The organism is Rathayibacter sp. AY1A5 (assembly GCF_002930875.1).
In the GTDB taxonomy this organism is placed as follows: Bacteria; Actinomycetota; Actinomycetes; order Actinomycetales; family Microbacteriaceae; genus Rathayibacter.
On record NZ_PSTM01000033.1, the window covers coordinates 1 to 23,287 of the forward strand.

Sequence of the window (23,287 nt, forward strand, 5' to 3'; positions counted from 1 at the left end):
CCGCCCGGCGCTTCGTCGTCGGGGGCCGGCTCGCGCTCACCGGCGCGGAGGCTGGCGGTCGCCGGGCGGGCGGGCGGCCTGGCCGCGGCGCTCGGCGCGGTTCGCGAACTCCCGGGCCTGCTCGCGCTCGAAGTGCTGCGCCTGCTTCTGCTGGTCGTACTCGGTGTACGCGTCCACGATGCGGCCGACCAGGCTGTGGCGCACCACGTCCTCGCTGGTCAGGCGCGAGAAGTGGATGTCGTCGATGCCGTCGAGCACGCGCGTCACGAGGCGGAGTCCGCTCGCGCCGGTCGGCAGGTCGACCTGGGTGATGTCGCCGGTGACGACCATCTTGGAGCCGAAGCCGAGGCGGGTGAGGAACATCTTCATCTGCTCGGGCGTCGTGTTCTGCGCCTCGTCGAGCACGACGAACGAGTTGTTGAGCGTGCGCCCGCGCATGTAGGCGAGCGGCGCGACCTCGATCGTGCCGGCCGCGAGCAGCTTCGGGACGATCTCGGGGTCCATCATCTCGTTCAGCGCGTCGTAGAGCGGGCGCAAGTACGGGTCGATCTTGTCGGTGAGCGAGCCGGGCAGGTAGCCCAGCCGCTCCCCCGCCTCGACCGCCGGGCGGGTCAGGATGATCCGCTCGACCTCCTTGCGCTGCAGCGACTGCACGGCCTTCGCCATCGCCAGGTAGGTCTTGCCGGTTCCGGCCGGGCCGATGCCGAAGACGATGGTGTTCTGATCGACCGCGTCGACGTACTCGCGCTGCCCGAGCGTCTTGGGCCTCACGCTCCGTCCGCGTGCCGTGAGGATGGCCTGGCCGAACGCCTCGGCCGGGCTCACCGGCCCGCCGTTCTGCAGGATGCGGGCGGACTCGCGCACGCCCTCCGGGTCGAGATCGTGCCCGCTCGCGGTCATGCGCACCAGTTCTTCCACCAGGCGCGTCGCCGCGGCGACGGGCTCGCGCTCGCCGTCGAGCGTCACCTCGTTGCCGCGCACGTGCACCCGGACATCGGGGAATCGTCCTTCGACCGCTCGGATGAGGCGGTCCTGGGGTCCGAGGAGGCGCACCATCGCGACTCCGTCGACGGCGACGACGCGCCGCGTCGTCTCGGACGCGTCCGCGCCGGGGGCGGGACGCTCGTCGGGGCTCGCGCCCGTGTTCTCAACCGGTGGCAAGGGAGCCTTCCGTCTGGTGGCCGCCCAGGACGTGGGCGTGCACGTGGAACACGGTCTGGCCCGCCTCTTCGCCGGAGTTGAAGACGAGGCGGAACTGACCGTTGCTGTGGGCGTCGGCGAGCGACTGGGCGACCTGCACCATCTCGGCGAGCAGGGCGGGATCGGCGGCGGCGAGGGCGGCGACCGTGGCGTGCTCCTGGGTCTTCGGGAAGACGAGGAGGTGGACGGGCGCCTTCGGCTCGATGTCGGTGATCGCGAGGATGCGCTCGTTCTCGAACACCACATCGGCCGGGATCTCGCCCTGGACGATGCGCGTGAAGACGGTAGGTTCGCTCATGCACTCATCTTAAACGGGGCCCGTGCGCGACGGGCGCCGCGTTCGCCCACGGCACCCTGCTCCGGCGCCCCGAGGCGGCTGTGGAGGAGCGTCACCAGCGGCCCAGGCGGGCCGAGAGGACGGCGATGGCAGCGGGACCTGCGGTCGAGGTGCGCAAGACGGAGTCGCCGAGCGCGACGGCCTCGGCGCCCGCCTCCGCGAGCAGCCGCAGCTCCTCCGGAGCGATGCCGCCCTCGGGCCCGACGACGAGCACCAGGTCGCGTCCGTCCGGGACCACCTGGGAGAGCCGCGCCTGCGCCGAGGGCTCGAGGACCAGCACGCGGGACGTCGCGGCGCGCGCGACGAGACCGCGCACCTGCTCGAGCGGCGCGACCTCGGGCACCCGGGGGCGCAGCGACTGCTTGCTCGCCTCGCGCACGATGGCCCGCCAGCGCTCGCGCCCCTTCTCCTCCTTCGGGCCCGACCACCGCGAGATCGACCGCGCGGCCTGCCACGGGACGACCTCGTCCACCCCGAGCTCGGTCGCCGCCTGCACGGCGAGCTCGTCGCGGTCGCCCTTCGCGAGGGCCTGGACGAGGACAAGGCGCGGGGACGGAACCGGGGACTCCTGCATCGACTCCACGACGAGCACCACTCGCGCCGGCTCCGCGCTCTCGACGACCGCGGTCGCGACGAGTCCGCGCCCGTCACCGACCCGGACGCTCTCGCCCGCGCGGATCCGGCTGACGGTTGCGGCGTGCCGTGCCTCCGCGCCGGTGAGCGCGAGCCGGCCCCCGACGACGAAGCCGCCGGAGTCCAGCGACTCGTCGATGTAGTGGTGCGCCACGGGCTCAGCCCAGGAAGCGGTCGCGGAGCTTGGAGAACAGGCCCTGCTGGAAGTGGGTCAGCGCGGGCTTCTGCGGCTTGTAGTGCTTCGCGAGCTCCTGGACCAGCTCCCGCTCGCGGTGGCCCAGCTTCGTCGGGGTGACGACCTGGATGCCGATGCGGAGGTCGCCGCGTCCGCTGCCCCGCAGGCGCGTGACTCCGCGTCCCTTGATCGTGACGATCTCGGTGCTCTGCGTGCCCGGCTTGATCTCGATCTCGATGTCGCCGTCGAGCGCCTTGAGCGACGCCGTGGAGCCGAGGATCGCGTCCGTCATCTGCACCTCGAGGGTGCAGAGCAGGTCGTCGCCGTTGCGGCTGAAGACGTCGTGGTGCTTGACCTTGATCTCGAGGTACAGGTCGCCGTTGGGGCCGCCGGCCGGGCCGACCTCGCCGCTGCCGGGCATCTGCAGGCGCAGGCCCGTGTCGACTCCCGCGGGGACGTCGACGGGGATGGTGCGGCGGGCGCGGACGCGTCCCTGGCCCTGGCAGGTGGAGCAGGGGGTCGCGATGACGGTGCCGTAGCCGCGGCAGGTGCCGCAGGGGCTCGCCGTCATCACGTTGCCCAGGAGCGAGCGGACCGTGCGCTGGATCTGGCCGGAGCCGTGGCAGATGTCGCAGGTCACCGGCGAGGTGCCGGGCTGGCAGCACGAGCCCTGGCACGTCTCGCAGAGCACCGCCGTGTCGACCTCGAGGTCGCGGTGGGTGCCGAAGATGACCTCGTCGAGCGAGACCTCCACGCGCAGCAGGGCGTCCTGGCCGCGCTCGCGGCGGGAGCGCGGCCCGCGGGACGAGCCCTGCGCGCCCTGCCCGAAGAAGGTCTCGAAGATGTCGCCGAACCCGCCGAAGCCCTGGCCGCCGCCGCCGAAGCCCTCCTGGGGCCCGCGGTCGTACTGCGCCCGCTGCTGGGCGTCGCTCAGGACGTCGTAGGCGTGCGTGACGAGCTTGAAGCGCTCGGAGGCGTCCGCGCTCGGGTTGACGTCGGGGTGCAGCTCGCGGGCGAGTCGGCGGTACGCCTTCTTGATCTCGTCGGCGGAGGCGTCGCGGTCGACGCCCAGCACTTCGTAGTGATCGGCCACAGGTGGCTTCGTCCTTCGTTCGTGGGTCGGTGGGCCGGGCACGGCGCACCGGGGGGATCCGGCGGGGGCCGGGAGGTCGGGCCTACTCCTCGCCGAGGAGGCGGGAGAGGTAGCGGGCGACGGCGCGCACCGCGGTGATGTTGCCGGAGTAGTCCATCCGGATCGGGCCGAGCACGCCCAGGCGCGAGACCTGGCCGCCCGCGGTGTTGTACCCGCTCGTGAGCACCGAGGTCTCCTGCAGCCCGAACGGCGCGTTCTCGCGGCCGATGCGCACCGAGATGCCCCGGGGGTCCGGGGTCATCTCGGCGAAGAGGCGCAGCAGCTCCACCTGCTCCTCGATCGCCTCGAGCACGGGGTAGATGCTGCCCGAGAAGTCCTCCTCGGTGCGGACGAGGTTGGCGGCGCCGGCCATGACCAGGCGGTCCTGCCGGTTGGCGCCGACCTGCTCGAGCAGGGTCTGCACGATCGGCGTCAGCACGTGGCGCCGCTCGGGGCTGAAGCGCTCCGCGACGGAGCCGAGCGTCTCGGCCGCCTGCTGGAGCCCGAGGCCCAGCACGGCCGTGTTGAGCTTCGCGCGGATCTCGCCGAGGAGCGCGTCGTCCACGTCCTCCGGGGTCTCGAGCACGCGCTGGTCGACGCGGCCGGTGTCGGTGATCAGCACCGACAGGAGGCGGCGGGGAGCGAGGGCGACGAGCTCCACGTGGCGCAGCCGCGCGGCTCCGAACGACGGGTACTGCACGAGCGCGACGCTGTTGGTGAGCTGAGAGAGCAGGCGGACGGTCTTGACCAGCACCTCGTCGAGGTCCGGGCTCTGCCCGAGGAAGGTCTCGATCGCCTGGCGCTGCGCGGAGGTCAGCGGGCGCAGGTCGGCGAGCTGGTCGACGAAGAGGCGGTAGCCCTTGTCGGTCGGCACGCGTCCGGAGGACGTGTGCGGAGCCGCGATCAGCTCCTCCTCCTCCAGCTGGGCCATCTCGTTGCGGATGGTGGCGGCCGAGACGCCGAACGCGTGGCGCTCGACGATCGACTTGGAGCCCACCGGCTCCCGGTTCGCCACGTAGTCCTGCACGATCACGCGCAGGACCTGGAGACCGCGCTCCGTGACCATACGACCGACCTCCCGCCGGACTCCGAGTGCCCGCGGGCACGACCGTCTGCGGCGCTGACGCCGCGCGGAGCCTGGCACTCCGCAACTCTGAGTGCCAATCATAACCGGGAGGCGGACCGCCCGGCGGGGTTGCGCCGGGATCGGCCGGGGTGCACTCCTGCAGGGCTGCGGGGAGGAGCCCCGTCATCCCCGAGGAGGAGGTCCCGCGCGGCCCGGTGCGCAGGGAGTCGCCGCATGCCACGATGGACGCCGAGCGCACGGGGGACGCCCGTCGCCGCCGCCGGAACGGAGACCATCATGTCGGCCACCCCTCCCCCGCCCCCCGTCTACGGGACCCCGGCTCCGCCGCTGAACCCGGCGGACGAGAAGACCTGGGCGATCGTCACGCACGTGACCGGGATCTTCTTCAGCTTCCTGCCCTCGCTGATCGTCTTCCTGGTCTTCAAGGGGCGCGGACCGTTCCTCGAGGCGCACGCCAAGACGGCCCTCAACTTCCACCTGACGACGCTGATCGCCTACGTCGCCGGGACGATCCTGTCCTTCGTGCTCGTCGGCTTCATCGTGTTCCTGGTCGTGCCGATCCTGGTGATCGTCTTCGCGATCATCGCCTCGGTGCGCGCCAGCGCGGGCGAGTACTACACGTACCCGCTCAGCATCCCGTTCTTCAAGTAGCCGCGGAACCGGGGCGGCCGTGCGTCGCCCGCCCCGGGATCCGGCCTCAGCCGTCGGTGAGGCGGCGCACGACCGCGTCGGCCAGCAGACGGCCGCGCAGGGTCAGCACGATCCGGCCGCCGAGCGCCGCCCGGCCGTCGACGAGGCCGTCGGCGATGAGCCCCGCCACCTCGCTGCGCCGACCGGCGTCGATCGCGTCGATGGGCAGCCCGTCCGCCAGGCGCGAGCGCAGCAGCACGTCCTCCACACGCCGCGTGCCCGCGTCGAGCGTCTCCCGCCCGGCAGCGGGCGAGGCACCGGTGCTCAGCCGGTCGGCGTAGGCCGCCGGGTGCTTCACGTTCCACCAGCGCACGCCTCCGACGTGGCTGTGGGCGCCGGGACCGACGCCCCACCAGTCGTGGCCGAGCCAGTACGAGAGGTTGTGCCGGGAGCGGTGGGCGTCGTCGCGGGCCCAGTTGCTGACCTCGTACCAGGAGTACCCGGCCGCGGCCAGGCGCGCGTCGGCGAGCTCGTACATGTCGGCGGTGAGGTCGTCGTCCGGGGTCGCGACCTCGCCGCGGCGGATCTGCCGGGCGAGCTTCGTGCCGTCCTCCACGATCAGGGCGTAGGCCGAGAGGTGGTCCGGCCGGTTGGCGAGCGCGGAGTCGAGCGACCGCTCCCAGTCGGCCAGGGACTCCCCCGGCGTGCCGTAGATGAGGTCGAGGCTGACCTGCAGGCCGGCCTCCCTCGCCCACTCGACCACGAGCGGGACCCGCTCCGGGTCGTGGGTGCGCTCGAGCGTGGCGAGGACGTGCGGCACGGCCGACTGCATCCCGAAGCTGACGCGGGTGAAGCCCGCCTCGGCCAGCGCGCGGAGGTAGGCGGCGTCGACGGAGTCCGGATTCGCCTCGGTGGTGATCTCGGCGTCGGGCGCGACCCCGAAGTGAGTGCGGAGGCCGCCCAGCATCCGCACCAGGTCGCCGGCGGGCAGGAGGGTGGGCGTCCCGCCGCCGAAGAAGACCGTGCGGGCGGGGCGCCGGGGCAGGCCCGCGCGCTTGAGCACGTCGGCGCCGAGAGCCATCTCGGTGATCGCCTCGTCGGCGTAGTCCTGCTGCTTCGCCCCGCGGAGCTCGGTCGCCGTGTAGGTGTTGAAGTCGCAGTACCCGCAGCGGACCCGGCAGAACGGCACGTGCACGTAGAGGCCGAGGTCCCGCTGCTCCACGCCGTCGACGACGGACGCGGGCAGTCCGCCGTCGAGCGGAGCAGGATCGGCGATCGGGAGGGCGCTCCCCACGTCAGCTGACGCGCGCCGGCAGCAGCGCGCGCAGGTACTTGGCGACCTGGCGCTTCTGCACGGCGCGCAGCACCGGCGCGCCCAGGCGGTAAAGACGGGTGGAGGGTCGCGAGAAGACCCGGATGACGAGCCAGACCGAGTCGTCCGCGCGCTTCTCGACGACGAAGGACTCCTCGCCGCTCTCGGGGTGGCCCTCGAGGGTGCCGTAGGCGAAGCCGACCTGGTCGGGCTCGTCGACGACGTAGACCACGCGGACCGGGGCGTCGAAGACGCGGCCGAGCAGGGTCACGCGGAGCACGGCGGTCACGCCGGCGGTGATGTAGGGGGTGCCGTCGGGAGCGAAGTGCTCCTCCGTCGGCCGGCTGACGAGGTCGATCGGGGTGCCCGCCGCGTCGAAGTTGACGCCGGTGTACTGCACGCCGCTCCCGCTGGTGATGTCGGTCACCTCGATGCCGCTGCCGCGCTGCACGCCCCAGGTCATCAGGGAGGCGGTGGTGATGGCGAAGCGCTCGTCGCCCGAGCCGAGACGGGCCTCGAAACGCTCGGCCGTGAAGCCGTCCGGCGGGTACTCGAGCAGGTCGGGTGCCAGAGTGCCGCCGACCGCCGCGTAGGTGACCTGCGGCTGGCCCTCGAAGTTGGAGCGGCGGATGCTCACGTCCCGACCTTCTTCCCGGACTCCTCGAGCGCGGCGCGCGTCGAGTCCGCGTGCCGGGTGGTGCTGTCCATCCGACCCAGCGTATCCGACCGTCGGCGTCCCGAGCCGGGAACGACCGAGGGCCCTCCCCCGCCGGAGCGGGAGGAGGGCCCTCGTCGTGGTGCGGGTCGGGTCAGCTGCAGGGAGTCAGCTTCGCGACGGCGTCGGACAGGGTGCCGGTGCCGCCGAGGAGGACGACGCTCGTCGCTCCGCCGGCCTTGATGTCCTGCAGCACCTTGACCGGCACGCAGGTCGGGGGCACGGCGAAGAGGGGGCTCCCCGTAAGCCCGGCGGCCGCGGCTCCCGCCAGGGCGTCGGGGAAGTTCTCTCCGGTGGCCAGGAACACGGTCTTCGACCCGCGGGGGAAGGCCGCCAGGTTGAGCTGCTCCGAGGTGTCGTAGCGGTCGACCCCGCCGATGCGGTTGACGACCGGTCCGGCCGGCACCGTGAGGGAGTTCTGGATGCCGGCGCTGACCGACAGCTCGGATCCCGCGATGGTGAGCACCGGCGGCCGGAGCCGCGTCAGGATCCCGACAGTGGTCGGGTCGGCCGCCGGGAGGCCGCCGTTCACGAGGACGACGGGGGCGGAGTTCTTGCCCGCGGCGGCGGTGGCGCTGAGCGCGTCGGGGAACTTCTCGCCGGTCGCGAGCCAGGCCCCCTTCGGCGAGGTGCCGAAGGCGCTCTCGATGATCTTCCGCGACGTGTCGTAGCGGTCGGTGCCTCCGAGGCGGAAGACCCTCCCGTTCGCGTACTGGCCGAGGTCGGTCGCGAGGGCGTCGCTGACGCTGAGGTCGGAGCCGACGACGACGATCCGCTGGGGCTTGAGACGGGTGAGCTCGTCGCGCACGACCTGGCTCACAGAGTCGCGGTCGACCAGGAGGAGCGGGCCGCCCTGCTTCGCGGCGGCGGGACCGGCGCTGAGCGCGTCGGGGAAGTTCGCGCCGGTGGCGATGTAGACGACGGGGACGCCGGGGGTGTCGAAGGTCGCCTTCGAGATCTCGACGGCGGTGCCCTGGCGATCGGTGCCCGCGAGGCGGGTCACCGTCGGACCGTTGCCAGGGGTCGGCCCGGTGGTCGGCGGAGTCGTCGACGCGACGACCCTGAGGGGCACCCGGACGACGAAGGCGGAGCCCGCCGGCTGCTCGACACCGCGGCCGGCTCCCGTGACGCGGATGGAGGGAGCGCCCGTGAGCGAAGTGTCGCCGAAGTTCTGGTACCGGTCGTAGAAGTCCTGGTTCGGCTTCACCGCGACCGACGAGCCGTCGTCGAGGACCTTAGCGGGGGCGGTGAGCGCCGGGGTGCCGTCCGTTCCGACGGTGGCCCGGACGGAGGTGCCGAAGAAGCCGGGCACGCCCGTCTCGACGACGACGACGTCGCCGGCGCCCGCGTCGGTCAGGCTGCCGCCGCCGGCCCAGAAGACGCCGTCGTGGCGGGTCGAGCTCGGAGTGGTCGCGGACAGGTCGACCACGGCCGCGTCCTCGCCGCTCGCCGGAGCGACGGTCAGGCCGGCGGTGACGCTGAGGTCGAAGCCCGTCGTGGACTCGAGCGCCGGGGGGACGTAGGCGTCGTCCGCCTGCGGCGCCTCCGCGGTGAGGTCGAGCCTCACCGCGGGCTGCTCGAACGAGCCCACCGTGCGCTCGAGCGGGATCTCGATGGTGTTGGCGGCGGCGTCTACAGCCGAGGAGCCCGACACGAAGTCGGCATCGCTGGTGCTGAGGCGCCAGTCCACGGTCTCGTACCCCGGGTGCGACCACTCCGTGAACCCGGCGGACGCGCTCGCGGCCGGGAGCTCGACGGTGATGGTCTCCGCGTCGGAGGAGACGGACAGGCCCTTCGCGACGCCGAACTGGTCGATGTCCTCCCAGACGAAGGGCGCGGGCGACGCCTGCACCTCACGGCTCGCGGCTGATGCGGGTGCGGCGGCGACGAGCGATCCCGCCGTCACCGCTGCGACGCCCAGCAGCGCCGCCCCCGATCTGATCCAGTGCTTCCTCGTGCGTGCAGAGTCCACGGGCTTCCCCCTTGATCGTGATGAGAGGGCCGACCGTCGACGCTCCAGCCCCCGAGCGGATCGTCCTCGATCCGCAGCCGCGTCCAGCGCTCGAAAGCTACCTGGGAAGTGATCGGCGCCGCAATGGCCCCTCACCGCAGGTCCCCTCTCGGGGGGTGCGCCTCCGCTGGAGGAGTCCTACTTCTTGTCCTTGGTCTCGACGTCACCCGAGAGCGCGGCGATGAACGCCTCCTGGGGGACCTCGACGCGGCCGACCATCTTCATCCGCTTCTTGCCCTCCTTCTGCTTCTCGAGGAGCTTGCGCTTGCGGGTGATGTCGCCGCCGTAGCACTTGGCCAGGACGTCCTTGCGCATCGCGCTGATCGACTCGCGGGCGATGATCCGGGCGCCGATGGCGGCCTGGATCGGCACCTCGAACTGCTGACGCGGGATCAGCTTGCGCAGGCGCCCCGTCATCAGCACGCCGTAGGCGTAGGCCTTCTCCCGGTGCACGATCGCGCTGAACGCGTCGACCTGCTCGCCCTGCAGCAGGATGTCGACCTTCACGAGGTCGGCCTCCTGCGAGCCGGCGGGCTCGTAGTCGAGCGAGGCGTAGCCGGCGGTCTTGGACTTGAGGCTGTCGAAGAAGTCGAAGACGATCTCGCCGAGGGGCATGTGGTAGCGGATCTCGACCCGGTCCTCGCCCAGGTACTCCATGCCGATCAGGGTCCCGCGGCGGCTCTGGCAGAGCTCCATGATCGTGCCGACGTAGTCCTTCGGCGCGAGGATCGCGGCCTTGACGATCGGCTCCGTGACAGCGGCGATCTTCCCGACGGGGAACTCGCTCGGGTTCGTGACGGTGACGGTCTTCTTGTCCTCCGTCGAGACCTCGTAGATGACCGAGGGCGCCGTGGTGATGAGGTCGAGACCGAACTCGCGCTGCAGGCGCTCGGTGATGATCTCGAGGTGCAGGAGGCCGAGGAAGCCGCAGCGGAAGCCGAAGCCGAGCGCCACCGACGTCTCGGGCTCGTAGACGAGCGCCGCGTCCGAGAGCTTGAGCTTGTCGAGGGCCTCGCGCAGGTCCGGGTAGTCGCTGCCGTCGATCGGGTACAGGCCCGAGAAGACCATCGGGAGCGGCTCGGTGTAGCCGGGCAGCGCCTGCGTCGCGGGCTTGGACGCCGTGGTGACGGTGTCGCCGACCTTCGACTGGCGCACGTCCTTCACACCGGTGATCAGGTATCCCACCTCGCCGACCGCGAGACCCTGCGTCGCGACGGGCTCGGGGCTCGACACGCCGATCTCGAGGATCTCGTGCGTGGCGCGGGTCGACATCATCTGGATCTTCTCGCGCGGCGAGAGCTTGCCGTCGATCATCCGGACGTAGGTGACGACCCCGCGGTAGGCGTCGTACACGGAGTCGAAGATCATGGCGCGCGCAGGGGCGGAGGGGTCGCCGACGGGCGGCGGGATGAGCTCGGTGACGCGGTCGAGCAGCGCCTCGACGCCCATGCCGGTCTTGCCGGAGACGCGGAGGACGTCGTCCGGGTCGCCGCCGATGAGGCTCGCGAGCTCCTTCGCGTACTTCTCGGGATCCGCGGCCGGCAGGTCGATCTTGTTCAGGACAGGGATGATCGTGAGGTCGTTCTCGAGCGCGAGGTAGAGGTTCGCGAGCGTCTGGGCCTCGATGCCCTGCGCCGCGTCGACCAGGAGGATCGCGCCCTCGCAGGCCGCCAGCGAGCGGCTGACCTCGTAGGAGAAGTCGACGTGGCCCGGAGTGTCGATCATGTTCAGGGCGAACGTGCGCCCGTCGCGCTCCCACGGCATCCGCACGGCCTGCGACTTGATCGTGATGCCGCGCTCGCGCTCGATGTCCATGCGGTCGAGGTACTGCGCGCGCATCGCCCGGTCCTCGACGACACCCGTGATGCCGAGCATCCGGTCGGCGAGGGTGGACTTGCCGTGGTCGATGTGGGCGATGATGCAGAAGTTGCGGATGGACGCCGGATCGGTCGCGGCGGGCTCGAGCCCGGAGTGTGCACGTGGAGACATCGTGGGACCAGTGTCCCATGCCCGGCGGCGGAGGCCGGGACCGGCGGCTACAGATCGAGTCCGTAGGTGCGGGTGGGCTCGACGCCGGGCGGGTTCTCCCGCTCGCCGAGGCGGACGAAGCCCATGCTCTCGTAGAGGCCGTGCGCGGTGGTCATCAGCGTGCCGCTGTTCATCACGACCCGCTGGAGGCCCCGCTCGGCGGCGAGCATCACGACGAACTCGGTGAGCAGCCGCCCGAGACCCCGCCCACGTGCCTCCGGGGCGACGGCGAGCAGCCGCCAGTCCAGCTCGCCGGGGCGCCCGAGCTCGTACAGGTTCGCGCCCGGGCGCGCGGTGGTGACCGTGGCGAGGATCCGCCCGTCGCCCTCGACGGCGACCCAGACCTCGCCCTCGACGTCGTGCCGGGCGACCGCGGCGACGTCGGCGGCGTACTCCTCCCCCAGCTCGTAGTCGTGGGCGTAGGCGGCGAGCCGCAGGCGCGAGACCTCGTCGTACTCCTGGGCCCGGACGCGCCGGACCAGCACCTCGGCGGCGCTCATCCGCGCACCGGGGCCGGGAGGGCGCGCAGCCCGTGCTCGAGCGCGGCGGGATCCGCGGCGAGGCAGACGCGGATCCAGCCCTCGCCGGTGCGGCCGAAGGCGCTGCCGGGAGCGACGGCGACGAGGGTCTCGAGGAGGAACGACTCGACCCAGGAGGCGACGTCCCCTCCGGTCGCGTGCGCCATGTCGATCCACAGGTAGAACGCGCCCTCGGGCTCGCGGTAGGCGATCCCCCGCTCGTCGAGCACGCCCGTCGCGAGCCGCAGGTTGGCGAGGTAGTGGTCGGAGGCGGCGGCCACCGCGTCCTGCGGCCCGGTCAGAGCGGCGAGGGCGGCGCGCTGGTCCGGAGTGGCGACGCAGCTGATCGCCGCCTCCTGCACCGTGACCATGATCGACGTGAAGCCGGGAGGCGTCACGAGGTAGCCGACGCGGACGCCGGTCATCGCGTAGGTCTTCGAGAAGGAGAAGACGCTGAGGACGCGGTCGGCGTCGTCCCCGCGCTCCTGCGCGATCGCCGCGAGGCTCACGTGCGGGCGCCCGTAGGTGAAGTACTCGTAGACCTCGTCGCTGAGCACCCACAGGTCGTGGCGCCGGGCGATGTCGAGCAGGCGCTCGAGGACCTCCCTCGGGAACACCACGCCGAGCGGGTTGGACGGGCTGTTGACGATCAGGACGCGGGTCCGGTCGGTGATCAGGCGCTCGACCTCCTCGGGATCGGGGAGGAAGGCGTTCTCGGCGCGCAGCGTGTACGGCACGGGGACGGCGCCGATGGTCCGCGCGTTGGTCGTGAAGACGGTGTAGCCCGGGTCGGGGATGAGCACCTCGTCGCCGGGCCCGAGCAGGAGCGTCATCGCCTGGTGCAGCGCCTGCGTGGCGCCGACGGTCACCCACACCTGCTCGACGTCCGCCTCGATGCCGTTGTCTCGCGCCAGCTTCTCCACGAGGGCGCGCCGGAGCTCGGGGACTCCGCCGTTGGGCCCGTAGCGGGTGTCGTCGGCCGCCCACGCCGCCCGGGCCGCCTCGATGATGTGCGGCGCGGTCGGCACGTCGGGCTCGCCCACCGCGAGGAGGGTGACTCCGTCGAGCCGCAGCGCGATCTCGAACAGGTGGCGGATGCCCGAGGGCGGCACCGCGGAGAGGTGATCGGCGAGACGGGGCACCGGCGTCACGTTACCGGCGGGCCCGGACCGCGAGACGCCACGGCGGTCCGCCTCCCCTGGCGTGTCGCGCCGGCGGCCCCGACCCGGACGGCGCCGCACCCGCGGGCGCGGCGCGGTTGAAGGGTGACGACGGGTGCGCTAAAGTTCCTTGTTGGCTTGCGCTCCCCCTCCGGACACCCGGCAGGCGTGGAGTGATCAGAAGCCGGCGACCTCCAGTCGCACCGCAGGGCGTTCAGACGCCCGCGGAAGGGGCACTCCGTCGAGTAGCCGGCTGCACACACGCACATCCGAGAAGAAGGTAATCCACGTGGCAAACATCAAGTCGCAGATCAAGCGCAACCTCACCAACAAGAAGGCGAACGAGCGCAACAAGGCCGTCAAGAGCGAGCTGAAGACCGCCATCCGCTCGGTCCACACCGCCATCGCCGCCGGCGACACCGAGAAGGCCGGCACCGCCCTCGCCTTCGCCGCCAAGAAGCTCGACAAGGCCGCCAGCAAGGGCGTCATCCACAAGAACCAGGCCGCGAACCGCAAGTCGGCCATCGCGAAGCAGGTCGCCGCGCTGTAATACTGCGCGAAGCTGCAACGACGAAGGGTCCGGCCTCTGGCCGGGCCCTTCGTCGTTTCCGCTTCGCGGTCGACGGGCTCCTCGTGCCTCGTCGCCCGTCGCGCAGTCGGCTTCCGCGCTTGGTTGCGGTGGGAGGAGCGGGTTCCGTTCCGGGTACGTCGATCCGCTGACACGCGGATCGCCGGTGACCCTGCGAGGGCATCGTCCGGCTCTCGATCGGCTGCGGCCCGGTCGGCTACCGCGGAGGGTCGCGGTGGGAGGAGCGTCCTGCGTTCCGGGTACGACGATCCGCTGACACGCGGATCGCCGGTGACCCGCACCGATCTCGACGGGCTCCTCGTTCCTCGTCGGCCGTCGCGCGGTCGGCTTCCGCGCATGGTCGCAGTGGGAGGAGCGGGTTCCGTTCCGGGTACGACGATCCGCTGACACGCGGGTCGCCGGTGACCCTGCGAGATCGTTGTCCGACTCTTCGTCGGCCGCGGTGCGACCCTGCGAGGGGAGGTGAACCCTTCGCTGCTGGTCGAGCAGCCGCGGAGCGGCGGATCGAGACCCGCCGAGGACGAGGTCGGTGCGGATCGCGGGAGCAGGGCCTTTCGGGCGGGTCAGAGGCCCCGGGCGGAGACGACGGAGACCATACGCTCGAGGGCGTACACGGGGTCGCGGGTGGCGCCCTTCACGTTCGCGTCGGCGTCGGCGACCGTCAGGATCGCGGTGCCGAGGCCCTCGCCGGTCCAGCCCTGCAGGTCGCGCCGGGCCCGGTCCACCTGCCACGGAGCGAGGCCCAGACGCGAGGCGACCTGGCCCGAGCCCTCGCGCGAGCCGGCGACCTTCGCCATGGTCCGCAGCTTGCTCGCGAACGCGGCGACGATCGGTACCGGGTCGGCACCGGAGGCGAGGGCGTGGCGGAGCCCGAGCAGCGCCTCGCCGTGACGGCCCGCGATCGCCGAGTCGGCGACGGTGAAGGCCGTGGTCTCGACGCGGCCGCCGTAGTACTTCGCGACGGTCGCCTCGGTGATCTCGCCGGTGACGTCGGACAGCAGCTGCTGGCACGCCGACGCGAGCTCGTCGAGGTCGTCGGAGAAGGCAGACACCAGGGCTCGGACGGCACCGGTGGTCGCCGTGCGGCCGGCGGTGCGGAACTCGGCGATCGCGAAGTCGACCTTGTCGCTCTCGCGCTTGAGCTCGGCGCAGACGATCTCGATGCCGCCGCCCGTGCCCGAGCGGATGGCGTCGAGGAGCTTCTTGCCCCGGTTGCCGCCGCCGTGGCGGAGCACCAGGGTCGCCCCGTCCGCGGGCGCCGAGAGGTAGTCGAGGGTCTCGAGGAGGAACGCGTCCGTGCACTTCTCGACGTTCGAGACGCGGATGAGGCGGGGCTCGTCGAAGAGGGACGGGCTCGCGAGCGTCAGCAGCTCCCCCGGCGCGTAGCCGCCGGCGTCGATGTCGCTGACCTCGAGGCTCGGATCCTCGGCCCGGAGGAACTCACGGAGGAAGCGCAGCGCGCGGTCGGCGAGGAACTGCTCCGGGCCGGTGATCAGCACGATCGGCGCCGGCCGGGTCTGGTTCCAGGCGAGCTGCGGGATCGCCGCCTTCGAGGGCGCTGCCTTCGCGCGCGCCGGGGCCCTGCCTGCCATGCCGTGTCCTTCCGTGCCGCGCCCGTCCGAGCGCCCTCCACCCTACGGCCCGCTCACGGCGCCCCGAGGCCGCCGCGGGAGCCGTCGCGCCGCTCACCCAGACCGCGATCCCGTCGCTGCGGGACGCGAGCACGACCGTACCCTCGACATCCGACCTCAGCGCCTCGACCCCGCGCTCGGCCAGCAGAGCGAGGAGCGACGGATTCGGATGTCCGTAGTCGTTCTCCGCCCCGACGGAGATCAGCCCGACGCTCGCGCCGAGCGCGTCGTAGAGGGCGGGCGACTGGTCGGCGGAGCCGTGATGCGCGACCTTGACGACGTCGACCCGGCCGACCGGCAGTCGGGAGACGCGTCCCTGCTCCTGCTCGCCGAGGTCGCCCAGGAGTGCGACGGAGAGCGGGCCGCCGCGGGCGTCCGGGCCGATGTCGACCCGGAGGGTCACGCTCGCCTCGTTGCCCCGCAGCGCGCTCCGCCGCTCCGGCCACTCGACCCGCCAGCGCAGCGAGCCGAGCGCGCCGCTGTCGCCGCGGACCGCCTCCTGCACGGCGACCCCCGCGCCGGTGAGCGCCGCCCGGTCGCGCTCGTCGTCGCGGCCCGCGGCGGGCCCGACGAGCGCGGCGTCGGTCCGTCCGAGGACGGCCTGGAGCCCGCCGACGTGGTCGAGGTCGTAGTGAGTGAGCACCAGCAGCGGGATCCGGTCCACTCCCATCAAGCGGAGGCAGGCCTCGAGCGGTGCGGGCTCGGGCCCCGTGTCGACGAGCAGCACGCCCGCGTCTCCGCGGAGGAGGACCGCGTCGCCCTGCCCGACGTCGCACATCGCGACACGCCAGTCCTCGGGAACCGAGGCGGCGCGGAGGAGCGGCGTGGCGACGGTGGTGCCGCCGGCGGCGGCGATCGCGCACGCCAGCCCGACGGCGGCGACCCGGCGCACCCGCGCGAGCCGCGGCGACTGCGTGACCAGCACGAGGGCGAGCAGGGTCAGCACGGTGAGCGTGAGCGCTCCTCCTACTCCGGGCCACCAGGCGATCCTCGGGGCGGGCCACGAGTCGACGGCGCGGGCGATCGAGGCGATCCACCAGGCGGGGACGGCGGCGAGCCGGATCGCCGCGTCGGCGGCTCCGGGCCACCAGGGGGCGAGCAGGCAGCCGATGAGCCCGAGCCCGGTCGCGGCGGGTGCCGCGGGCTCGGCGAGCAGGTTGGCGAGCACTCCGTACACCGGCACCGAGGGGTCCACGAGCAGCAGCACGGGCTGGCAGGCGAGCTGCGCCGCGGTCGGCACCGCGAGCAGCAGGGCGAGAGGCCGGGGCAGCACTCGACCGAGAGCGCCCGCGATCGGCTCGGCGAGCAGCAGGAGTCCGGCGGTGGCGAGGACGGACAGCACGAAGCCGAGCCTCCCCGCGATCGAGGGGTCGGCGGCCACGAGCACGACGACGGTCGCGAGCAGGGCGGGCACGGCCGCTCCGGAGCGACGCCCGAGCCGCGCGAGGAGGACCACCGTCGCCATCACGGCGGCCCGCACCACGCTCGGCTCGGGGGTCACCAGCACCACGAAGCCGGCGAGCAGGGCGAGGGCGGCGACGGTCCGGAGGCGGCGCCCGGCGCCGAGGAGCGCCGCGATCGTCCAGCCGGCGACCACCACCACGGCGCAGTTGGCGCCCGAGACGGCGGTCAGGTGGGTGAGCGACGCGGTGCGCATCGCCTCCTCGAGCCCCGCGTCGAGCGCGGACGTGTCGCCGGTCGCGAGGCCCGGCAGCAGCCCCGCCACGTCGCCGCCGACCAGCGCCGCGCGTTCGAGGAAGCGCGAGCGCAGCACCTCCGCGACGGCCGCCGCTCCCCCGGGACCGCGCCGGTCCTGAACGGACGCCGCCCTCAGCATCGTCGCCTCGCCGACGGGCGCCTCCTGCGCCGCAGCACGCGCCTCCAGGTCGAGCTCGGCGCCCACCGGCAGCCGACCGCCGGGATCGGCGAGCAGCACGCGGACGGGGGCCGCGGTCGACGCGTCTCCCACCCGCAGCGCCGTCGCGTCGAACCACACTCCCCCGGTCGCGAGCGGTCGGGCACCCGTGTCGACGCGCACGGTGACCGGGGTGAGGGCGCGATCCTCCTGTGCCTCCCGCAGCGACGCCGGGTGGTCACCGGGCGCCGCGGCGACGACGGAGGTGAGGGCGAGGGCGGCACCCGCGCCCCCGACGAGCACCGCTCCGACCAGCCGCCCGCCGAGGCCGCGCCGGAGCAGGACGCACGCCGCCCCGAGCAGCACCCAGCCCGCGGCGCACCACGAGAGGCCCCCGTCGAGCACTGCCGCGACCGGCAGCATCCCGGCCGCCCACGCGGTGGTCCAGGCGGCCACCGCTGCCGGCAGGAGCCGCAGGTCCGCCGCCCGCACGCTCCTCACGGCGCGACCTGGTCGCGGAACGCGGCGAGCGTCTTCTCGCCGATCCCGGGGACCTCGAGCAGCTGGTCGACGGAGGAGAACGGGCCGTTCGCCTCCCGGTGGGCGACGATCTTCTTCGCGGTCGCCGGGCCGATCTCGGGCAGCTCCTCCAGCTGGGCCGCCGTCGCCGTGCTCAGGCTCAGCACGGATCCGGCGGCGGAGGCTCCTGCGGGAGCGGCCCCGCCCGGAGCCGCTCCCGCCGCGGCCGGCGCCGCTCCCACGGCCGGCACGACGATCTGCTCGCCGTCCACGAGCCTCCGGGCCAGGTTGACCGCCGCGCGCTCCGCCGACTCCTGGAACCCTCCGGCGGCGGCGACCGCGTCCGCCACCCGCGCCTCCGGCGACAGGACGTACAGCCCGGGAGAGGCGACCTCCCCGGCCACGTGCACGTACAGCGACTCGACCACCGCAGCAGCGGGCGCGCTCGTCGATACGGCGGGCTCCAGGACCCGCTCATGACCGCTCGACCGTGCTCCCGCGAGCAGCACCGCGACCACCGCGGCGCCGATGACGAGCACGACCGCCGCTCCCACTCCCACGCGCCAGCGCGGGCGGGCGCGCCGGGGCCGCAGCAGCGCCGTCAGCTGCTCGTCGTCCGTCCCGCTGGTCTCTGGCATCCGCCGACGGTAGGACCCGTGTCCCCGCCCGGCGCGGCCGCCGACGCCGATCCGGGGAGAGCCCGCCGGATCGCCTCCCTGTGGAGGAGAGGGCAGCACCGGCGCAGAACGCACGACGGGGCCCCTCCTGCGAGAGGAGGAGCCCCGTCTGGACGGATCGGCGGCTAGACCGCCTTCGTCACCAGGTTCACCAGGCGCGGCGCCCGCACGATCGCCTTCACGACCTCGCGGCCGACGAGAGCCCGGGCGACGCCGGCCGTGGCCCGCGCCTTCTCCTCGAGCTCGTCGGAGGAGATCTTCGGCGAGACCTCGAGCCGGTCGCGGACCTTGCCGTCGACCTGCAGGATCGCCGTGACCTTCTCCTCGACCAGCAGCGACGGGTCGGCCTTGCGCCACAGCGCGTGCGCGACGGTGCCCTCGTAGCCCAGGCGGTGCCACATGTCCTCCGCCGTGTACGGCGCGAACAGGTTGAGGGCCATCGCGACCACCTCGACCGCCTCGCGGACCGCGGGGTCCCCGGCCCCGGCGCCCGAGTCGACGACCTTGCGGGTCGCGTTGACGAGCTCCATCAGCCGCGCGACCACGACGTTGAACTTGAACGCCTCGATCAGCGACGGGGACTCCGCGAGGAAGCGGTGGGTCTGGCGGCGCAGAGCCGCGTCGCCCGACTTCCACTCGACGTCGGGCCTCGAGGTGACGTCCTTCGCCAGGCGCCAGGCGCGGGCGAGGAACTTCGCGCTGCCGCCGGGCGAGACGTCGGCCCAGTCGATGTCGTCCTCGGGTGGGCCGGCGAACGCCATCGTCAGGCGCACGGCGTCGACGCCGAACTCGTCCAGCTGGTCCGAGAGGCGGACGATGTTGCCCTTCGACTTCGACATCGCCGCGCCGTCCATCTGGACCATGCCCTGGTTGAGCAGCGCCGTGAAGGGCTCCGTGAACGACACGTAGCCCAGGTCGAACAGCACCTTGGTGATGAAGCGCGCGTACAGCAGGTGCAGGATCGCGTGCGTCACGCCCCCGACGTACTGGTCGACGGGCGCCCACTTCTCGGCGAGCTTCGGATCGAAGGCCTGCGTGTCGTCCTTCGGCGAGAGGAAGCGGAGGAAGTACCACGAGGAGTCGACGAAGGTGTCCATCGTGTCCGGGTCGCGGCGCGCGGGCGAGCCGTCCACCGGGTGCGGCACGTTCACCCAGTCCTCCGCCGCTCCGAGCGGCGACGAGCCCTTCGGCTGCAGGTCGAGGCCGTCGGTGGAGGGCAGGACGACGGGCAGCTGGTCCTCGGGAACCGGCACGAGCTCGCCGTCGGCTCCGTGAATGATCGGGATGGGGGTGCCCCAGTAGCGCTGACGCGAGATCAGCCAGTCGCGCAAGCGGTAGTTCTTGGCCGAGCGGCCGCGGCCGCGCTCCTCGAGCATCCTGATGACGCGCTCGATGGCGGTGCGCTTGGAGAGCCCGTCGAGCGGCCCGGAGTTGATCAGGCGGCCGTCGCCGGTCAGCGCCTCGCCGGTCGTGGCGGGGTCGAGCGAGTACTCCTTCTCGAGCGCGGCCAGCTCCTCCGGGTCCTCCGGGATGACCGGGATCGCCCCGGTGACGGACGCGTTGGTGTCGACGACCACGCGCACGGGCAGGTCGAAGGCGCGGGCGAAGTCGAGGTCGCGCTGGTCGTGCGCGGGCACGGCCATGACGGCTCCGTGGCCGTAGTCCGAGAGGACGTAGTCGGCGGCCCAGATCGGCAGCCGCTCGCCGTTCACGGGGTTCACCGCGTAGCGGCCGAGGAACACGCCGGTCTTGGGGCGGTCGGCGGTCAGGCGCTCGATCTCGCTCGACTTCTGCACCGTCTCGAGGTAGCTGCGGAACGCGTCGCGGATCGCGGGCTCGGAGCCCTCGACCAGCTCGGAGGCGAGGTCGGAGTCGGGCGCGACGACCATGAAGGTCGCCCCGTAGAGCGTGTCGGGGCGCGTGGTGAAGACGGTGACGCGCTCGTCGCGGCCCTCGATCTCGAACTCGACGTCGGCGCCGATGGAGCGGCCGATCCAGTTGCGCTGCATGGCGATGACCTTCGACGGCCAGGAGCCCTCGAGCTGGTTCAGGTCGTCGAGCAGCCGGTCGGCGTAGTCGGTGATCTTGAAGTACCACTGCGTGAGCTTCTTCTTGACCACGACCGCGCCGGAGCGCTCGGAGGTGCCGTCCGCCAGGACCTGCTCGTTCGCCAGGACCGTCTGGTCCACCGGGTCCCAGTTGACCCAGCTGTCCTTGCGGTAGGCGAGGCCCTTCTCGTACATCTTGAGGAACAGCCACTGGTTCCACTTGTAGTACTCGGGGTCGGAGGTGTGCAGCACGCGGTCCCAGTCGAAGGACGCGGCGTAGCGCTTCATCGAGCGCTTCTGCTGCTCGATGTTGTCGTAGGTCCAGGTGACCGGGTCCAGCCCGCGCTTGATGGCGGCGTTCTCGGCGGGCAGGCCGAAGCTGTCCCAGCCGATCGGGTGGAGGACGTTGAAGCCCTGCTGGCGCCAGTAGCGCGCGATCACGTCTCCGAGCGCGTACGCCTCGGCGTGGCCCATGTGCAGGTCGCCCGAGGGGTACGGGAACATGTCGAGCACGTACTTGCGGGGGCGCTTGTCGTCGGGGTCGTCCGTCGCGAACGGGCGCGTCTCCTCCCAGATCGGGAGCCACTTCTCCTGGAGCGCTCGGAAGTCGTAGCGCTCCTCGTCGCTCGCGCCGGTCTGCCGGGAGGTGTCTTCTGCCACAGGTGCTTCTCACTTCTGAAGGAGGGGGAGAACGCGCACACGTGGGCGGCTGCGTTCGACCATCAACCCTACTGGCCCTGCGCGCACGGCAGACGAACGCGGCGCCCGCTCACTCCTCGGCGGCGCCCAGCACCGCGAGGAGCGCCCGCGCCTTCAGCCGCGTCTCCTCGACCTCCTCCTCCGGCACCGAGAGGGCGGTGATGCCGCCGCCGGTCCCCAGGCGGGCGCGCTCGCCGTCGAGCACGAGGGTGCGGATGGTCATCGCGAGGTCCAGCGAGCCGTCCGAGCCCAGGCGGCCGAAGGCGCCGGAGTAGACGCCGCGGGGACCGCCCTCCCACTCCCGCAGCAGCTCCACCGCCCGGCGCTTGGGCGCTCCCGTCATCGAGCCGGCCGGGAAGAGGGCCGCGATCAGCTCGGCGATCCCGACGCCCGGCGCGCGGCGGGCCGAGACCTCGCTGACCAGCTGGTGGACGTGCGGGTAGCTCTCCACCTCGAGCAGGCGGTCGACGACGACGGAGCCGGGGGCGGCGATCCGGGCGAGGTCGTTGCGGACGAGGTCCACGATCATCACGTTCTCGGCCCGCTCCTTCACGCTCGACACGAGCTCGTCCCGGAGCGCGCGGTCCTCGTCGGCGTCCCGGCCCCGGGGGCGCGTGCCCTTGATGGGATGCGTGGCGACGCGTCCATCGGCCCCGCCGGTGAGGAACCGCTCGGGCGAGGCGCTGACGAGCGCGAGCGGGCCGAGGCGGATCAGCCCGCCGTGATGGCTCGGGCTGGAGCGGCGGAGGCGACGGTACGCCTCGACCGGATCGAACCGGCCCTCGACGACGATCTCGTCGGTGAGGCAGAGCTGGTAGGCGTCCCCCGCGCGGATGGCCTCCTGGCAGCGGCCGATCAGCGCCGTGTACTCGGCGGCGGAGTGGCGGCGGACCGGGACGCCGGCGGGCTCGGGATCCGCGGGGTCCGCGGGGGCGGGCGCCCCGACGAGCTCGAGCAGGCGCGCGGTGAGCTCCTGCACGTCTCCCGTGGCGACCAGGCGGACGGTCCGGGCCCCGTGGTCGAACTCGAGCACGGGGTCGCCCCGGAGCAGGGCGAGGGCCGGCGGATCCGCGGGGCCGGTCGGCGCCGAGGGCAGGGAGACGGAGGCTGCTCCCGCCTCGTAGGAGATCCAGCCGTAGCGGCCGAGCGCGCGGTCGCCCGCCGGGGCCTCGTCGTCGACCGCGGCGAGCGCCGCCGCCACGTCGCCGCCGGCCTCGACGAGGAGCACGTCCCCGCGGGCGCACGCGCCGAGGTAGGAGCGGCCGCTCGTCGCTCCGAGGCCCGAGTCGAGCCAGAACGACGCCTCGGCCGTGGCGAACAGGGCGTGGTGCGCGAGCTCCGGATCGACCCAGGGCAGCTCGATCGAGCGGACGTGCCGATCCTCCGAGACCACTGGGCTAGCGTAGGCGGTCGTGGACGGCGAGCAGGTTCGGGAGTGGGACGGGCGGGCCCTGACGAGCGTTCCCGAGCCGCCCGGCACCTCCCTGGACGCGGCCGACTCCTGGCTGGTGGACGAGGGACGCGTCCGCGGGCTCGACCTGCACCGCGAGCGGTTCGCTGCCTCCGTCGCCTCGGCGGGCGGGCACCCGGACGTCGAGCCGTTCCTCGACGCCGCGATCGCCGCCCTGCCCCGCGAGGGCCGCTCGTTCCCCCGCGTCGAGCTCTCGGGAGGCGCCCTGCGGCTCCGGCTGCGATCCGCCCCGCCGACGACCCGCTCCGTGGTGCTGTGGACGAGCCCCGTGGATCCGCGCCGGACACCGTCCTGGAAGGGGCCGGACATCGCACGTCTCGCCCTCCTGCGGACGCGCGCGCACGCCGCGGGAGCGGACGAGGCCGTGCTGCTCGACGCCGAGGGCGCTGTCATCGACGGAGCGAGCAGCGCGATCCTGTGGTGGCTGGGCGACGCGCTGGTCGTCCCTCCGGCGACGAGCACCCGCGTGCGCAGCGTGACGGCTCGCACCGTCTCGGTGCTCGCCGGCGCGCTCGGCGTGGACGTGATCGAGGCCCCGGCCGAGCCGGAGTCGCTGGAGGGCCGTGAGGTCTGGACGGCCAACGCCCTGCACGGTCTGCGGCTGGCGACCGCCTGGGCGGACGGACCGGCGCTCGCCGCGGAGCCGGGCCGCCTGGACGCCTGGCGGAAGCGGCTGGACGCTCTCAGGCGGCCTCTCCCGGCGCTCTGACCCGCGGAGGACCTCAGCTCCCGCGCGTCCCCCAGACGGAGGGCCCCCGTTCCGGTCGCACTCGTGCGTCCGCCGTGCGAGCATCGAGTACCCCCTCTGCCGGCCCCCGCCGGCCACTCGAGAAAGTCCTGCGATGACGCGTTCCCCCTCC

Annotated in this window: 19 protein-coding genes; 3 read left to right on the top strand and 16 right to left on the bottom strand. The window is 73.0% G+C overall.

The annotated features are described in order from the left end of the window. Positions 1–36: 36 nt before the first annotated feature. From C5B98_RS15655 to hrcA, 5 genes are all read right to left on the bottom strand, one after another. Positions 37–1,056 carry a PhoH family protein gene (locus C5B98_RS15655; protein WP_104328075.1) on the bottom strand — a complete coding sequence of 340 codons (1,020 nt, stop codon included), beginning with the start codon at positions 1,054–1,056 and terminating at the stop codon, positions 37–39. A 91-nt stretch (positions 1,057–1,147) separates the two neighbouring features. After that, the gene (locus C5B98_RS15660; RefSeq protein ID WP_104225201.1) at positions 1,148–1,498 is read right to left on the bottom strand and encodes an HIT domain-containing protein; all 351 of its coding nucleotides are present in this window, start codon (positions 1,496–1,498) and stop codon (positions 1,148–1,150) included. Positions 1,499–1,589: 91 nt separating this feature from the next. Next, a complete protein-coding gene (locus C5B98_RS15665) occupies positions 1,590–2,324 on the bottom strand; it encodes a 16S rRNA (uracil(1498)-N(3))-methyltransferase (protein ID WP_104248360.1) in 735 nt (244 codons plus the stop codon). A 4-nt stretch (positions 2,325–2,328) separates the two neighbouring features. Then, entirely contained in the window at positions 2,329–3,438 is a 1,110-nt protein-coding gene (dnaJ, locus tag C5B98_RS15670) for a molecular chaperone DnaJ (protein WP_104225203.1), read from the bottom strand. 82 nt (positions 3,439–3,520) lie between these two features. Next, on the bottom strand, positions 3,521–4,543 hold the full coding sequence (gene hrcA, locus C5B98_RS15675) for a heat-inducible transcriptional repressor HrcA (RefSeq protein WP_104223131.1): 1,023 nt from the start codon (positions 4,541–4,543) through the stop codon (positions 3,521–3,523). Positions 4,544–4,777: 234 nt separating this feature from the next. Here hrcA and C5B98_RS15680 point away from each other — a divergent pair, with 234 nt between their 5' ends. Then, positions 4,778–5,215 carry a DUF4870 domain-containing protein gene (locus tag C5B98_RS15680; protein WP_244229439.1) on the top strand — a complete coding sequence of 146 codons (438 nt, stop codon included), beginning with the start codon at positions 4,778–4,780 and terminating at the stop codon, positions 5,213–5,215. Positions 5,216–5,261: 46 nt separating this feature from the next. Here C5B98_RS15680 and hemW read toward each other — a convergent pair whose 3' ends face one another. From hemW to C5B98_RS15710, 6 genes are all read right to left on the bottom strand, one after another. Then, on the bottom strand, positions 5,262–6,488 hold the full coding sequence (gene hemW / locus C5B98_RS15685) for a radical SAM family heme chaperone HemW (protein WP_104328071.1): 1,227 nt from the start codon (positions 6,486–6,488) through the stop codon (positions 5,262–5,264). 1 nt (position 6,489) lies between these two features. Further along, positions 6,490–7,143, bottom strand: a complete 654-nt coding sequence (locus C5B98_RS15690) for a DUF1990 family protein (RefSeq protein WP_244229440.1) — start codon at positions 7,141–7,143, stop codon at positions 6,490–6,492. A gap of 172 nt (positions 7,144–7,315) precedes the next feature. Beyond that, positions 7,316–9,193, bottom strand: a complete 1,878-nt coding sequence (locus C5B98_RS15695; RefSeq protein WP_146076985.1) for a cell wall-binding repeat-containing protein — start codon at positions 9,191–9,193, stop codon at positions 7,316–7,318. Positions 9,194–9,370: 177 nt separating this feature from the next. Continuing rightward, positions 9,371–11,221 (bottom strand): translation elongation factor 4, encoded by a 1,851-nt coding sequence (gene lepA, locus C5B98_RS15700; RefSeq protein ID WP_104328072.1) that lies wholly within the window; start codon positions 11,219–11,221, stop codon positions 9,371–9,373. Between the two features lie 47 nt (positions 11,222–11,268). Continuing rightward, positions 11,269–11,760, bottom strand: coding sequence for a GNAT family N-acetyltransferase (locus C5B98_RS15705; RefSeq protein ID WP_104318020.1), 492 nt, complete (start codon positions 11,758–11,760; stop codon positions 11,269–11,271). Further along, positions 11,757–12,920 (bottom strand): pyridoxal phosphate-dependent aminotransferase, encoded by a 1,164-nt coding sequence (locus C5B98_RS15710; RefSeq protein ID WP_104318019.1) that lies wholly within the window; start codon positions 12,918–12,920, stop codon positions 11,757–11,759. The genes C5B98_RS15705 and C5B98_RS15710 overlap by 4 nt, the downstream gene beginning before the upstream one ends. A 307-nt stretch (positions 12,921–13,227) precedes the next feature. On the opposite strand from C5B98_RS15710, the gene rpsT reads away from it, so the two are divergent. Next, a complete protein-coding gene (rpsT, locus tag C5B98_RS15715; RefSeq protein ID WP_097165711.1) occupies positions 13,228–13,488 on the top strand; it encodes a 30S ribosomal protein S20 in 261 nt (86 codons plus the stop codon). Between the two features lie 602 nt (positions 13,489–14,090). On the opposite strand, the gene holA is transcribed toward rpsT, so the two are convergent. From holA to pabB, 5 genes are all read right to left on the bottom strand, one after another. Next, on the bottom strand, positions 14,091–15,068 hold the full coding sequence (gene holA / locus C5B98_RS17390; protein WP_258059737.1) for a DNA polymerase III subunit delta: 978 nt from the start codon (positions 15,066–15,068) through the stop codon (positions 14,091–14,093). Then, positions 14,968–17,514 (bottom strand): ComEC/Rec2 family competence protein, encoded by a 2,547-nt coding sequence (locus C5B98_RS15725; protein ID WP_146076986.1) that lies wholly within the window; start codon positions 17,512–17,514, stop codon positions 14,968–14,970. Before C5B98_RS15725 ends, holA begins: the two co-directional genes overlap by 101 nt. Then, positions 17,511–18,170, bottom strand: coding sequence for a ComEA family DNA-binding protein (locus tag C5B98_RS15730; protein WP_104328073.1), 660 nt, complete (start codon positions 18,168–18,170; stop codon positions 17,511–17,513). Before C5B98_RS15730 ends, C5B98_RS15725 begins: the two co-directional genes overlap by 4 nt. Positions 18,171–18,334: 164 nt before the next feature. Then, positions 18,335–20,917, bottom strand: coding sequence for a leucine--tRNA ligase (gene leuS / locus C5B98_RS15735; protein WP_104328074.1), 2,583 nt, complete (start codon positions 20,915–20,917; stop codon positions 18,335–18,337). 109 nt (positions 20,918–21,026) lie between these two features. Then, the gene (gene pabB, locus C5B98_RS15740) at positions 21,027–22,349 is read right to left on the bottom strand and encodes an aminodeoxychorismate synthase component I (protein WP_104248211.1); all 1,323 of its coding nucleotides are present in this window, start codon (positions 22,347–22,349) and stop codon (positions 21,027–21,029) included. Between the two features lie 19 nt (positions 22,350–22,368). On the opposite strand from pabB, the gene C5B98_RS15745 reads away from it, so the two are divergent. Further along, a complete protein-coding gene (locus C5B98_RS15745) occupies positions 22,369–23,136 on the top strand; it encodes an aminotransferase class IV (protein WP_258063534.1) in 768 nt (255 codons plus the stop codon). The last annotated feature ends 151 nt before the right edge of the window (positions 23,137–23,287 follow it).